This window comes from Spirosoma litoris (assembly GCF_054776755.1).
Window position 1 is genome coordinate 235,213 of record NZ_BAAHBI010000020.1, and the last position, 13,408, is coordinate 248,620.

The 13,408-nt window shown below is 47.2% G+C and carries 13 protein-coding genes; all 13 read right to left on the reverse strand.

Translation table 11 applies throughout. The features are described 5' to 3' along the window. Positions 1-297 precede the first annotated feature (297 nt). Entirely contained in the window at positions 298-1,416 is a 1,119-nt protein-coding gene (locus tag ACYVGR_RS13180) for an ABC transporter permease (RefSeq protein ID WP_460957286.1), read from the reverse strand. After that, positions 1,413-2,519: an ABC transporter permease gene (locus ACYVGR_RS13185; RefSeq protein WP_460957288.1), complete on the reverse strand. Its 1,107-nt coding sequence runs from the start codon at positions 2,517-2,519 to the stop codon at positions 1,413-1,415. Before ACYVGR_RS13185 ends, ACYVGR_RS13180 begins: the two co-directional genes overlap by 4 nt. Before the next feature lie 14 nt (positions 2,520-2,533). Further along, positions 2,534-3,283, reverse strand: a complete 750-nt coding sequence (locus ACYVGR_RS13190; RefSeq protein ID WP_460957290.1) for an ABC transporter ATP-binding protein — start codon at positions 3,281-3,283, stop codon at positions 2,534-2,536. Positions 3,284-3,294: 11 nt separating this feature from the next. Then, complete coding sequence (locus tag ACYVGR_RS13195) at positions 3,295-4,233, reverse strand: ABC transporter ATP-binding protein (RefSeq protein WP_460957292.1); 939 nt, start codon at positions 4,231-4,233, stop codon at positions 3,295-3,297. Next, entirely contained in the window at positions 4,230-5,195 is a 966-nt protein-coding gene (locus tag ACYVGR_RS13200; protein WP_460957294.1) for an HlyD family secretion protein, read from the reverse strand. The genes ACYVGR_RS13195 and ACYVGR_RS13200 overlap by 4 nt, the downstream gene beginning before the upstream one ends. Continuing rightward, positions 5,192-6,490 (reverse strand): TolC family protein, encoded by a 1,299-nt coding sequence (locus ACYVGR_RS13205; protein ID WP_460957296.1) that lies wholly within the window; start codon positions 6,488-6,490, stop codon positions 5,192-5,194. The genes ACYVGR_RS13200 and ACYVGR_RS13205 overlap by 4 nt, the downstream gene beginning before the upstream one ends. 106 nt (positions 6,491-6,596) lie before the next feature. Continuing rightward, a complete protein-coding gene (locus ACYVGR_RS13210; protein WP_460957298.1) occupies positions 6,597-7,238 on the reverse strand; it encodes a TetR/AcrR family transcriptional regulator in 642 nt (213 codons plus the stop codon). A 517-nt stretch (positions 7,239-7,755) separates the two neighbouring features. Then, positions 7,756-8,130: a hypothetical protein gene (locus ACYVGR_RS13215; RefSeq protein WP_460957300.1), complete on the reverse strand. Its 375-nt coding sequence runs from the start codon at positions 8,128-8,130 to the stop codon at positions 7,756-7,758. A gap of 175 nt (positions 8,131-8,305) precedes the next feature. Next, positions 8,306-9,229 carry an ROK family protein gene (locus ACYVGR_RS13220; protein ID WP_460957302.1) on the reverse strand — a complete coding sequence of 308 codons (924 nt, stop codon included), beginning with the start codon at positions 9,227-9,229 and terminating at the stop codon, positions 8,306-8,308. A gap of 118 nt (positions 9,230-9,347) precedes the next feature. Next, the gene (locus ACYVGR_RS13225; protein ID WP_460957304.1) at positions 9,348-10,466 is read right to left on the reverse strand and encodes a DUF4861 family protein; all 1,119 of its coding nucleotides are present in this window, start codon (positions 10,464-10,466) and stop codon (positions 9,348-9,350) included. Between the two features lies 1 nt (position 10,467). Beyond that, positions 10,468-11,337, reverse strand: coding sequence for a 5-dehydro-4-deoxy-D-glucuronate isomerase (gene kduI / locus ACYVGR_RS13230; protein ID WP_460957306.1), 870 nt, complete (start codon positions 11,335-11,337; stop codon positions 10,468-10,470). A gap of 161 nt (positions 11,338-11,498) precedes the next feature. Continuing rightward, positions 11,499-12,746: a sugar MFS transporter gene (locus ACYVGR_RS13235; protein WP_460957308.1), complete on the reverse strand. Its 1,248-nt coding sequence runs from the start codon at positions 12,744-12,746 to the stop codon at positions 11,499-11,501. Positions 12,747-13,216: 470 nt separating this feature from the next. Then, positions 13,217-13,408: hypothetical protein (locus ACYVGR_RS13240; protein ID WP_460957310.1), on the reverse strand; the 192-nt coding region annotated here is incomplete at its 5' end.

Here is a 13,408-nt window from a genome sequence, read left to right on the forward strand (position 1 = left end):
CAATCAGATCGTCTATTCTATAAACTATGTTGATCGTCGCATAAGTAAATGGAAAATGTAAAATGAATAATGGCTAATTGGTTGATAATAAAGCTGTCTAAACTTTCATCATCTAACTGAGGTTTGTGTTTTTTTGTCATCCCGACGCCAGGAGGGATCTCAAGCTTGACTAATATGGAAATTTGAGATCCCTCCTGGCGTCGGGATGACAAAAAATAGCCTAGATTTTACTATAAAAGGGAAAGTTCAAACAACTTCAATTAGTAAATTTTTCATTGCCCATTCGTTTAAATAAACTTAGCTGGTTTTTCGGTAATTCCAGATTGCCCAGCCATTTAAGAAGATAGCAAAACCTACTTCATAGAGCAGTTGACGACTGACATCGGCCAGTCCGCTGCCTTTCAAGATGATCATCCGCACGACTTCGATGAAATGGGTAACTGGTATTAATTGAGCAATTGCTCGTGCCCAGGCAGGCATGCTGTCGATGGAGGTGAAGAGCCCACTCATCAGAATAAAGATCATCATGAAAAAGAAGGCTACAAACATGGCCTGAACCTGCGTATCACTGTAAGTTGACACTAACAGGCCAAACCCCAGAATGGCGATCAGGTATACCCCCGCAAACAAATACAGTGTCGCCAGACTACCACTAGGCACGATTCCGTAAATAAGCCGGGCAATGATCAACCCGACGGTGAAGACGATCATACCCAATACCCAGAATGGTATCATCTTCCCCAGAATAAACTGCCACTTTTGAATCGGTGTGACATTGATCTGTTCGATGGTGCCAATTTCTTTTTCCCGTACGATGTTGAGCGCCGATAAAAATCCTCCCACCATCGTTAGCAAGAGCACAAGGATGCCTGGCACCATAAAAAAATGATAGTCGGCTGCAGGATTGAACCAACTACTGGAGGTTACGGCAATTGGCGCCCCGGTCGTAAAGCGATCCGGCTGCACCCATTCCAGCCGGATGGCGCTGTTAAAATCGGTGATGATCTGACTCAAATAAGCCCCACCCAAACTGGCTTTGGTGCCGTTGATGGCATCCACTGACAGCAAAAGTGGTTGCGTGCCTTCCCGAACCAAGTTACGCTCAAAGCCTGCCGGAATTTCCATGATCACATCGGCCTCGTTGTCTTCTACCAATTTCAGGGCCTGCTTATAGGACTGGGGGCTCGCAATGAGTTGGAAATAACCCGATGAGCCGATTTTGGAAATCAGTTGCTGAGAATAGGAACTGTGGTCATGATCCACAATCGCCAGGTTTATCCCTTTTACCTCAAAATTAGCGGCTAGGGGCATGATAATCAGTTGTATGGTTGGCAAGGCAAAGATCATTGCCAGAATACTACGATCCCGGAAAATCTGCCGGAATTCCTTACGCAATAGGAATTTGAGGATTCTCATGCTAGTCGGATGTTAAAGTTTTTCAGGCTAATGCCCAGCAATACCAGCGTCATTCCGGCCAAAATGAGTGTTTCTTTCCAGACGGCTTCAATGCCTAAGCCTTTTAGCATCACCGCTTTAACAATCAGGTAATAATAGCGGGACGGAATAATATGGGAAACCCACTGTAGGAAAATGGGCAGGTTTTCCAGAGGAAACATGAAGCCCGTTAACAGTATAGTTGGTAACATCATGCCCATCATCGACATCAGCATGGCCGTTTGCTGGGTGGTAGCAACATTGGAAATCAATAGGCCCAACGACAGGCAGCAAACAATAAACAACGCGCTTTCGGCCAGCACCAGGGCGATACTACCGTGAATCGGTACATTGAGCACAAAAACGGCCAGTAGCAGAATCAAAATCAAATCCAGCATCGATAGCACCAGATACGGAACGGCTTTGGACACCAGCACCAGAATCGGTTTAAAAGGTGATACCAGCAGGATTTCCATAGTGCCCTGTTCTTTTTCCCGCACCACCGACACCGAAGTGAGGGTTGTACAAACGATCATCAAAATCAGGGCCATTACACCTGGAATAAAATTCAGCGACCCGTTCATTTCGGGATTATATAGCATTCGGGTCTGGGTGACAATCTGATACGGCAAAGCGGTTGCCGTTGTAAACTTCTGTTGGTAACTGCCAATAATACCCGTCAGGTAATTGATGAGGGTAGTGGCCGTGTTGGGTTCCGAACCGTCGGCAATGATCTGCACCTGCGCTTTACCGACGTGTCCGATATCGTCGGCAAAGTGGGCGGGAATGATCAGGGCAGCCCGGATAGTACCGCGCCGGAAGGCCGTATTCATTGCCTTGTAATCCATCAGCGAAGGCTGGAGGTGAAAATACCGACTGGCACCAACCTGGCCGATAAGCTGCTGTGATGCCTGATCACGAGCAAAATCAATTACGGCCAGATTAATGTTTTTGACCTCACTACTGAGCGCATAACCAAACAACAGAATCTGGGCCGTAGGCAGGCCAAATAGAATCAGCAACGTACGCCGGTCCCGAAAAACATGATAAAACTCTTTTCGGATGAACACCAGTAACTGTTTCATGCCGCTTGGTTGGTTTAGTCTCCGCTGCGTTTGGCGCGTCGGGCGAGTTGATAGAATACGTCATCCATGGAATCCGTGGAAAACTGTTTTTTTAGATTGCCCGGCGAATCCAACGCTTCCATTCGGCCATCGACCATGATCGAAATACGGTTGCAGTATTCAGCTTCGTCCATGTAGTGGGTCGTTACGAAGATGGTAATGCCCCGCTCGGCAGCCGCGTAAATCAAATCCCAGAACTGACGGCGAGTAATCGGGTCCACACCGCCCGTGGGTTCGTCCAGAAAAACAATTCTAGGATTATGGATGATGGCGACTGAAAACGCCAGTTTCTGTTTCCAGCCCAACGGCAAACTCCCGACCATCTTTTTCGCTTCACTCTGTAAACCCAGCGTCTGGATCAATTCGTCGCCCCGGCTTTTTAAGTCTCGATCCGAGAGGCCATAAACACCCCCGAAAAATTCGATGTTCTCCAGAATAGTCAGATTTTCGTAGAGCGAAAACTTCTGGCTCATATAACCAATGTTTTTCTTGATGGCTTCCTGCTGCCGATAGACATCAAAACCCGCCACTTGAGCCTGCCCCGAGCTGGGATACGAAAGGCCGCAAAGCATACGCATGGCGGTTGTTTTTCCGGCACCATTGGCTCCCAGGAAACCGAAAATTTCGCCGGAATTTACATCAAAGGTGATCTTATCAACGGCCACAAAATCGCCAAATTGCTTGGTCAGTTGCTGGCAGGAAATGGCTTTGTCGGTGGCTGGCATAACGATAAAATCTATTGGTTAGGATTGGTCATCAGATCAATGAACCGGTCTTCAATGGTTGGCGTAACGGGTTTTATTTCCAGATTGACGTGGCCTTTCTGCTGCAGATACGCCCGTAAAAGATCAACGTTCTGGGGAATATCCTGCTTAAAAACCAGATGCATATACTCGCCAAACGCATACGCATTTCGCACCGAATCGAATTGCCGAACATCGGCCAACAGACGCGGTATGGAGTCAGCTTTGAGGGCAAATAACTGGCCTGGATAGGCGTCGATGATGGCCTGGGGCGTATCGATGGACAGAATTTTGCCCGTCTGGATCAAGGCGATTCGCTCGCAGAGAGTGGCCTCGTCCATGTAAGGCGTAGACACTAAAATAGTGATACCCTGTTGTTTCAGCCGTTTGAGCATCTCCCAGAACTCCCGGCGCGAAACCACATCGACACCCGTAGTTGGCTCATCCAGAAACAAGACGGTTGGCTTATGAATCAACGCACAGCAAAGCGCCAGCTTTTGCTTCATTCCTCCCGACAATTTACCGGCCCGACGAGTTTTGAACGGCTCAATCTGCTCGTAGATGTCTTTGATAAGGTCGTAATTCTGCTGCACCGTCGTGCCAAACAGCGTGGCAAAGAAGGTCAGATTTTCTTCAACCGTCAGGTCCTGATAGAGCGAAAACCGGCCGGGCATGTAGCCAACCGTGTTACGGATAGCCTGATAATCCGTAACCACATCGTAACCATCAACCGTAGCCGTTCCTTTGTCGGGCAGCAGTAAAGTTGTCAGAATGTGGAATAGAGTCGTTTTTCCCGCTCCATCGGCTCCAATCAAACCAAACAACTCACCCGACTCGACCCCAAAGGACACGTCGTCGAGGGCGGTAACGCGCTCTTTTGCGTCCCCGTAAGTCTTCGTGATGTGGGTGATCGTGACGGCTCCTGTGCTCATTTCGCTGACTTGACTTTTTTTGTGTCGTCTAACAACACTTCACCATACATGCCGATCTTGAGATAGCCATCGTTCCTGACCCGAATCTTGGTGGCATAAACCAGATTAGCCCGTTCGTCTTTGGTCTGGATGGTTTTAGGCGTAAATTCAGATTTATCAGAAATCCAGGTAATCTGCCCCGTATATTCCTTGTAGCCCTGCTGTCCGTTATCAATCCGTACCCTGACGGGCTGGTCAATCCGGATCGTAGGCAATTGCGAACCGGTGAAATACGCCCGCAGGGTCAACGTATCGGTATTGGCAATGCGGTAAAGGGGTTTGCCAATGGTCGCCATCTCGCCCGCAAAGGCATATTTGGTTAGCACCGTGCCCGTGACCGGGTTAATAATCTGACCCTTCTGAATCTGGACGTCATACTGTTCAACCAGTTTTTCAATGGACCCACGCTCACTCAGAACGCCCCGATTCTGGGACGCATTGTTGGTTTCCTCCACCCGAATCTGCTGACGGGTAACGGCGAGTTGCTTTTCTAGCTGATCAATTTGCGCGTTGATGTCGTCGAGTTGCTTTTGCGTAGCGGCATCAGCTTTAATCAGATTCTCGGTACGGGTCTGCTCCCGGCGCAATTGTGCCAACTGTGCCTGCTGTACGGCTTCTTGTCGGCGCGTCAGTTCCACCTGGGGTACTACGCTGGTAGTCCGTTGGTTGATCGCTTGAGCGGAAGCCTGCGCTTGCTGCTTTTGCAATTTGGCCGTAGTGACGTCGATCTGCCCCAGATTAGCTCCGGCCTTTAATCGGTCGCCTTCGTTGGGTGTGAATGTCAGAATCTGACCATTTTGCTGAGCCGACACAATGATTTCGTCGGCCTCAAAATTGCCCGATGCATCATAATCAGGCTCGTTATTTTGGCAGGCCGTGATCAGGGTAGCTGCCAGAAGAGTCAGGATGGGTAGCGTTTTCATGGATTTTCCGTAGTTGAAAGGCCAGCGGTGGTGTTATGGTTATATTGCGCCTGTAGCCGTTGAATCTGGTGTAGGAGCAATGTTTGCCGGGCTTCGTTCTCGGCGTTGACCTGGCTAATGTAATCACGAGTGGTAATGACGCCATTTTGCAACTGGGCATTAGCCGACTGTTTCACCGAGGTCCGGAGTTCAACAATCTGGTTATCCTGCTCGATGAGTTCTTCGTACTTCTGCACCTCATCCTGTTGCTGCGTGAGTGATAGATTGGTATTGAGTAGAAACGTTTCTCGTTGTAAATCAATTTGAGATCGGTTAATGGACAGCAATTGCCGATCAGTATGGAAAGTGGTATAAAGCGAGCTAAGCGCCCAGTTGAACCGAAGCCCTCCGATCCAGAAAAGACCAAACTGATTATTGATGATGTTAAACGTTGGTCGCCCGTAGTTTCCCTGAAAAAAGGCGTTGACTTTGGGCCTAAGGTTAATGCGTAGCTGTTCTTCCTGTACGTTGTAAAGCTGCTTTTGGTAGTCATAAAGCCTGAGCTCGGGCCGATTAATGGCTGAAGTCAGCGGTTGGGCCTGAGGTCGAATGAATTGGGTACTTTCGTCAAGGGGCTGGTGTATCAGCGCAGCCAGCATAGCTACATAAGCCCGACGAGTAGATCTGGCTTCTGTTGTAGATTGATCGGCCCGAATCAATTCAGCTTTCAGTTCGTTGAGGCTGCTGCGGTAAGCGGTCCCATTAGCGAGGGCACCCTCAGTCCGGTTAATACCACTTTGAATATCGGCTTTCCGAAGGGTCGTTAATTGCTGTTGTTCATCGAGTAGAGCAATACCAAAAAATAAGTTATTCACTCGATCGCGCAGCGCGTAGAGGGATACTTCCAGATTTTGCTGCTGAACCAACGCATCTGTCTGACGGAGAGCTTTGGTGGTCTGGATGGCACCTCCATCATACAACAATTGATCGACCTGCGCCGTCACCTTGTATTGGTCTTTACTGATTTTGGGCAATGCAATCCCACCCGCCAGCGCGCCCAGGGGTGATTCCGAAAAATCAACGGTTTGGTTCTGATATGTGGCCTGTCCCGATAGCGTCAGTTGAGGTACATAGCCTTTGGCGGCATTCGCTACCGAATAGTCTCGGGTTTGTTCAATAAGTACCCGCTGCCGGATTAGTGGATAGTTTTGCCGAGCTAACGTCTGGCATTCTTCCAGGGTGATGGATCGGACCGGTTGCGCCACGCTACGGATGACTAGCGCAGTCAGACACAAAGTAATAGATAGTCGTCTCATATAACCAAGGCCTGTAGGCCATTTTATCGACTTGCCTTTCTCTGAAAACGTATCAATCAAACAGCTGATCTAAACACTTGTTTAGTTGGTGGGTAAAAAAATAGCCTTACGTCGGCTCCTGCTGCGAGGGTAGCGATTGCCCCTCCCGCAGATAGGCCATAATCATTCCTGGTATAATTTGCTTACGAGTTTCCATCAACTGCCGAAAACTGGTTTCTTCCATATCACCTACGTAACAGACAATAGACTGGGCCATAATGGGGAAAATAATATTCCCCATTATAGTTAGTATCACTTGCAGCGGATCAATGGCACGAATAAGTCCCTTTTTTGCTTCTTCCTGAAGCTGTTTTTTTAAATACGAATCATTAATGAATGATTTGACATTCAGCTCTTTCATGAACTTCGGCCCCTCTTTTCGCTGCTCGGCTAATATAAGGAGTGGAAGCTGCTGGTTCTCCATAATGAAGTCGGTATACCGATCAACGATCTTCCAGATTTTGACTTCCAAAGGCGTTTCCTCATTCAGCAAGATGGCCATTCTGCCCATAAATTCGCGGAAAATATCCTGATAAATACTCCTGAACAATTGGTCTTTACTCCGAAAATAGTAATTGACCATCGCGAGATTCACCCCAGCTTCTCTGGCAATTTGGCGGATTTTGGCCCCTTCATACCCTTGCTCTAAAAATACCTTCCGGGCGGCCGTCTTAATCTTCTGCTCCGTGTCCTGGCCTTGTTGTTCCATAACGTCTTGTGTATGGGGCAAAGGTAAGGCATGAATTAAAACTAAACAACTGTTTAGTGCATTCTTGGAAAATCAAAAAATATAACCAGCTGTTGCGGCTTGCTATTTATTAGTGGTTGGCCCATAGGGCCTTCACAGCGCAGCGTCGGTAGAAAAAGTCTTCATGTAAATGGTTAAGTGTACCGTTAGGTACACAATCATTATGTACCTGACGGCACATGGATCGTCCTGAAATCTATTTTTTTACCGACGCTACGCTGTGAAGGCCTTATGGGCCATCCCTTGTTTTCGTAATTCTAGACAAACGACCAGGCTACCGTATCAAAGTCACTGCGCCGAAAAAAGTACATTCAATTGTAACGAGAAGCCCTTAACATCGCTTTCGTTGGCGCACAATGAGTTGATGGCGGGCAGCATGGTGCCGGGAATGAGGGAGGGAACTGACAGGAAATGAGGAATACAGGACTGGTGGTTTAAGAACTGGTAGACTTTTGCAGGATGTTCCTAATCACTTAATTCAGTTATTTTCTACAGAGGTTAATAATCGCATCGTTTCAGCTTCCCGATTCAATCGATTCAAAATGCGGGTGTGAGCAACTAGTTGTTTACAGTTATCCAGATTCTTTGTCTCGGTTTGCTCTAAATCCAGAAGTAAACTTTTCAGTTCATGCTGCATTTTACTTAACAGTGTCCTTAATTTATTGATAAGAAATGGGTTTCTGTTCTTTATGGAGCGTAAGCCTTTCTGCAAGTAATATTTGTTAGCGCAAGGGGCCAGGTTGTTATAATGATTGTAAAAAGCAGCAACTGCTTCGAACCAGTTTGCCAGAATGGTGGCATGGACGGTAGGATCTACTGATTGAAGATCACTTTTGTAGAGGGCACGTCCCATATTTCCTTTTTGTTTAACTTTTGGATGTGGTTTTGTAACAAAGTTTAAGTAAATAGTTTGTTATTGTCAAAGTTGATCTCCAAATTTTACTATTCGGTAGCTAAAAATTATACCCTTATTCGAGTAGGTTACCTATACTCGAATAAGGGTATAATTGAGTTGTAAAGATTGTCTGTTAGCCCAAAAGAGCGGCTCCGAAAACTCCGGCACTGTCGCCGAGTTTGGGTTTTAGAAATAGTGTGTTAAGCCGCCGATCGTTAAATACATATTTTTTTGCCCGCTCAAAACCTTCCGTGTAAAGTAGGTCGATGTTGCCGACACCCCCACCGAGTACAATGGCGTCGGGGTCAAGTATGTTCACAATGGTAGAAATAGCCCGACCAAAATACTCCAGCAACCGATCGACGGTGGCTGCGGCATGAGTGTCGGTACCCTGATGATATCGCTCCAGAATTTCTTTCAGATTGCGGCTTTCACCACTTTGCTCCAGATAATATCGTTGGAGTGCCGGACCGGAAATAACCTGTTCGTTACAACCTCGTTTGCCACAGTAACAGGGATACCCGTTTTCTTCCAGAATGTTATGCCCCCATTCGCCCCCAATGCCCTGCCGACCGCCCTGTACAACAGGAACACCATCATAACCACGAAAAACGACACCGCCCCCAACACCCGTTCCCAGAATAACGCCAAACACCATCCGATAATCCGGGATAACGTCCTGCACAATGCCCATTGTGGCTTCCGATAAGGCAAAGCAGTTAGCATCGTTGGTTGTTGCCACAGGGACACCCAATGTTCGGGCGAGGTCTTCCGGAAATGGCATTCCATTGATGCAAGTCATGTTCGAATTTTTCATCGCACCTGTTTCTGGATCAAGAGTGCCGGGTGTACAAAAACCGATTTTTTCAGGTTGGAGGCCCGTTTCGGCTTTGAGTAGGTCAATTAGTTTGCTAATCTGACTCACGATATGGTCGTAGCCTAAATGAGCCTCGGTATCAATGCGTTTGCGGATAATGACCGCATCAGGAGAGGGAGCGGATAAAATAACGCCTTCAATCTTGGTGCCACCTAAGTCGACACCCCAATAGGTTTGCATGGTTTAACGAATAGGGTTCAAAGGGTTTTAGTTTACCGTTCCAGGTTCAATGTTTCAGGTTCCAGTTGGCTGACGTATAATGACTTGGAACCTGAAACATTGAACTTGAAACAGTAAACTAATTAATTCTTACGACTGGCTTGTGCTTCAGTTGATCTGCATACTGACGAAGGTAAGCAAACCAGGCATCGCTGGAAGTTATTTGTCCAGCTTTGTCCCAGGCCCCACCCGTATAGTAGGTAATAGTATTGCCAGACTTAACGCTCAACTTAGCCAACCCATGTTGATATTTACGCATCATCGTTACCGGCGATGTTGTAAATAAACAACCAACACCAATGCTACCATCGTCACCGTGTTTCGGTTCCCAATACCCCAAAATTCCCTCTTTTTCGGCCAGCAGTAATGGACTTTCTTCGGGTCGTAACGTGATGCCCACTACCATAGGTAAGGCTTGAGCAGCCGTATGAACTATAGTGACCTGTACCTTGCTTAACTGCGAACCTGCATCCAGCGAAACCGTTCGGGTTTCATTGACGGTAATGCCCTTGAATGTATATGGGTCAAACTTTACCCGAAAGGTAGAGCGCAGTGGCCCATTGTCCAGTACTTCCCAGGAACGATAGTTGTGAACGAACTGGATTGAGTCGTTGAGGAAAATCCCAATGTCGCCCGCGCCCAGCGTCAGACCAACGTGGTAGTAATCCAGTCCTTCGCCATGATCCTTATGATAATCGTCACCCTTATACCATTTGTTAAGAATCAGCGCATCAGTGCGTTTGGCCCAAATGTCGGAGCCATAGGCATTATCAGAGCGCCCGTTGAGAGCGGCCCCATAAATTCGGAAAGCAACCTTGTCGTTTTCCCAGGCAAAATCGTCGTAGCGTTCGGGTACGTACCGACAGTATGTTTTGGCCGCTATTGGGGCAGGCTTTCCTCGACGTAAGGTTAGTTGAATCGTTTGTTTAGGACTGGCCGATAGCTGAACAAGTAGGTTTTGAATGGCCTTTGTCCCTCGGTGTTCGAGCTGATAAGGTACTTCTTTCCCCGCCAGAACAACCTGCAATTGGGCCGTATCTATGGTAGGATAAGCCTTTTTTACCGTCGCCCAGGGAATTTCAACGACGGTTTGAACCAAGGGCGTATTACCTGGATTCGTAACGTTAAGTGTGGCGTTTTGACTGATTGCCTTTCCCGACAAACCAATCAAAACACCTAATATCAGCGAAAATCTCATCTTATTTTAAATCAGTAATCGCACAGAAATCCATATCACCGTAGTCGAGGTTTTCACCGGCCATTCCCCAAATGAACGTATAATTCGACGTGCCAGCCCCGGAGTGAATCGACCAGTTGGGTGAAATAACCGCCTGTTCATTTTGCATCCAGATATGGCGGGTTTCCTGCGGTTGCCCCATGAAATGACAGACACTTTGACCTTGTGGCACTTCGAAGTAAAAATAGACTTCCATGCGCCGGTCATGCGTATGAGCGGGCATGGTGTTCCAAACGCTACCGGCTTTCAACTCAGTCATACCCATTTGTAATTGACAGGTTGGTAAAACGCTATTCACCAGCAATTTATTGATCACCCGGTGGTTGGCGGTTTCCATGCTGCCCAATTCAACAACTTCTGCTTCCGAGCGAGCTATTTTCCGGCTGGGATAGCTGTGAGTTGCGGGCGTAGAGTTTAAGTAGAATTTAGCCGGATTCGCTTCATCGTGCGAGCTAAACTGAACACGTTTCGTGCCCTGACCAATATAAAGAGCCTCTTTGTATTCCAAATCGTAGGTCGTACCATCGGCTACTATCTGTCCTGAACCACCCACGTTAATGATACCTAACTCACGGCGTTCGAGAAAATAAGCCGCTTTGAGCTGATCGGGGGCTTCCAACGTTACCTGCCCTGAAGTGGGCATAATACCGCCAGTCAGGTAACGATCGAAGAAGGATAATGTCCAACGAAATTGATTGGCAACAAACAGATTTTCGATAAGGAAATTCTGTCGTAACTGGTCGGTATTCATTCCTTTTACCTCATTGGGCGAGCTGGCGTATCGGCTTTCAAAAACGGTTTCACTGGCCGGTGAGGTCAATTCAGTTTGCATAAAACTATCGGTTGTCTGCTTGCGGCAGGTTTATGTAGTTTAAGATAAAATAAGCACCAAACAGCTGGTCTCTGTTTGGTGCCCTCGTTAGATTCCACAAAGAAATAGTCTGAAATACCCCTGGAATACCCTTCCAGATATAAACTTTCGCAAGGGAGTTCTTACTTCACCTTATAAAACTTCGCTCCAAAAAGGAAAATCACTGCGTAGCAGATAATGGGCAGGTAGTACGCATTGGCTACATCTTTCTCGGCCGCCATACCCATTAAAAATGGAAAAACGGCTCCTCCCGCTACGCCCATTGAAATAAAAGAGGCTCCCTGTTGCGTATGCGATCCCAGATTTTTCAAACCCAGACTAAAAATGGTTGGGAACATGATGCTGAAGAAGAAATTCAGCATGAGCAGGGCAATAAAAGAAGGCCAGCCCAAGCTTTGCGTAATAATGAGGCACATCAGAATATTAGCCCCTGCAAAGATGGCCAGTAAGGTATGGGGAGCTACAAACCGCATCAGGAACGTACCGACAAAACGGCCAACTAACATAAGCCCCATGAATAGTACCATGTAGTTACCTGCAACGGCGTCCGAGAATCCCATTTTTTCGTGGCCGTAATTGATGAAGAACGCCCAGGTTCCTCCTTGTGCAGCCACATTAAACGTTTGGGCAATCACCGCCCAGACGAAGTGCGTATGTTGAAAAAGAGTTTTTCCTGGCTCTACGTCGACATTCGCTGCCTCGGGATCGGCCACTGCGGCATGAGGATCTGTTAAAGCAGGGACTTTTACGAAAGAGAAAAGAATGGCAATGGTTGCAATAACACTACCGATTGCAATGTATAAGGTCTTAACAGACGTTAGATCGGTGCTTCCTTCGGTATTGTTGCGTAAAAGAAAATACGACCCGATGGCTGGTCCGATAATGGCTCCTAAGGCGTTGAACGCCTGCGCGAAATTGATTCGCTGGTCGCTGGTACGTTGGTCGCCAAGGGACGCTACAAATGGGTGAGCAACCGTTTCGAGGGTAGATAGGCCACAACCGAGAATGAAGAGCGCAATCCCAAAATAAGTAAAGGAAACAGCAGCTGCGGCAGGCACAAACAAGAACGCGCCCGTAGCAAACAGCCCAAGCCCTAGTAATACCCCGTTTTTGTAGCCAAACCGCTTCATGAACAAGCCAGCCGGAATGCCCATTACGAAATAAGCGCCAAAAATAGCAAACTGGACAAAGGCCGATTGCGTTTTGGTGAGGCTCAAAACATGCTGAAAATGCTTGTTCAGGACATCGCCCATGGTGATGGCGATACCCCAAAACATGAAAAGAGAGGTAACAAAAACGAGGGTGACGAGGTATTTGTTTTCGGTAAAACTAGCTGGCGTCGATTTGCCAGGTGCGGTTGTTGCCTGCATGAGTTAAGGTTAATTAATAGCGATTTGGGAATACACGTGTTCGAGCCCTTCGTTGATAAGTACGCACGTCTACGGTTGTAAAGTCGTTGTCTGCGCTAAATTACCCTTATCTGGGTTAATTTGCACTTTTGGGCCAAATGGTGGTGTAGGACAAGTTCTTTTTTCGACAGGATTAACAGGATTTTCAGGATTTATCGCGTTAACTATTGGTAAAATAAATCCTGAAAATCCTGTTAATCTTGTCGAAAAAACAGTTTAAAAGCCCATACGCTAAACTTGTCCTACGCCCGCCAAATGGTGTCAATTAGTTTTGTTCCAGCATGTGTTTATTTAGGCTTGAAAAGTCAGATGCGTACTTTAGAGAAGGCCGTAAGATTACTTTTTTGACTATTCGTCTCTACACGCTCGGCGACAGCTACTGGGATGCCCGGTCGTAAGCTATTCGATACTAGTTTAACACCTACGAAACGCTAGGGAGTTTGGTTTTTCAACGGTGTATTCAGTGGAGAATCTGTAATCTGAACGACATTGGGTCCAGACAGCGTATAAAGCCGTAACCGATGAGATAAAGGGTTAGTAGGTATAGTCAGGTTTAATTTAGGACCTATTCCTACTCCTTTGATCGCTACGGGATTCCTTTGTTGAAGTCGGAGGCCAAGCGG

What these genes read in the sequence shown, in the direction of transcription:
- ACYVGR_RS13180 (WP_460957286.1), bottom strand. Translation starts at nt 1,416, where the DNA reads ATGAGAATCCTCAAATTCCTATTGCGTAAGGAATTCCGGCAGATTTTC.
- ACYVGR_RS13185 (WP_460957288.1), bottom strand. Translation starts at nt 2,519, where the DNA reads ATGAAACAGTTACTGGTGTTCATCCGAAAAGAGTTTTATCATGTTTTT.
- ACYVGR_RS13190 (WP_460957290.1), bottom strand. Translation starts at nt 3,283, where the DNA reads ATGCCAGCCACCGACAAAGCCATTTCCTGCCAGCAACTGACCAAGCAA.
- ACYVGR_RS13195 (WP_460957292.1), bottom strand. Translation starts at nt 4,233, where the DNA reads ATGAGCACAGGAGCCGTCACGATCACCCACATCACGAAGACTTACGGG.
- ACYVGR_RS13200 (WP_460957294.1), bottom strand. Translation starts at nt 5,195, where the DNA reads ATGAAAACGCTACCCATCCTGACTCTTCTGGCAGCTACCCTGATCACG.
- ACYVGR_RS13205 (WP_460957296.1), bottom strand. Translation starts at nt 6,490, where the DNA reads ATGAGACGACTATCTATTACTTTGTGTCTGACTGCGCTAGTCATCCGT.
- ACYVGR_RS13210 (WP_460957298.1), bottom strand. Translation starts at nt 7,238, where the DNA reads ATGGAACAACAAGGCCAGGACACGGAGCAGAAGATTAAGACGGCCGCC.
- ACYVGR_RS13215 (WP_460957300.1), bottom strand. Translation starts at nt 8,130, where the DNA reads ATGGGACGTGCCCTCTACAAAAGTGATCTTCAATCAGTAGATCCTACC.
- ACYVGR_RS13220 (WP_460957302.1), bottom strand. Translation starts at nt 9,229, where the DNA reads ATGCAAACCTATTGGGGTGTCGACTTAGGTGGCACCAAGATTGAAGGC.
- ACYVGR_RS13225 (WP_460957304.1), bottom strand. Translation starts at nt 10,466, where the DNA reads ATGAGATTTTCGCTGATATTAGGTGTTTTGATTGGTTTGTCGGGAAAG.
- kduI (WP_460957306.1), bottom strand. Translation starts at nt 11,337, where the DNA reads ATGCAAACTGAATTGACCTCACCGGCCAGTGAAACCGTTTTTGAAAGC.
- ACYVGR_RS13235 (WP_460957308.1), bottom strand. Translation starts at nt 12,746, where the DNA reads ATGCAGGCAACAACCGCACCTGGCAAATCGACGCCAGCTAGTTTTACC.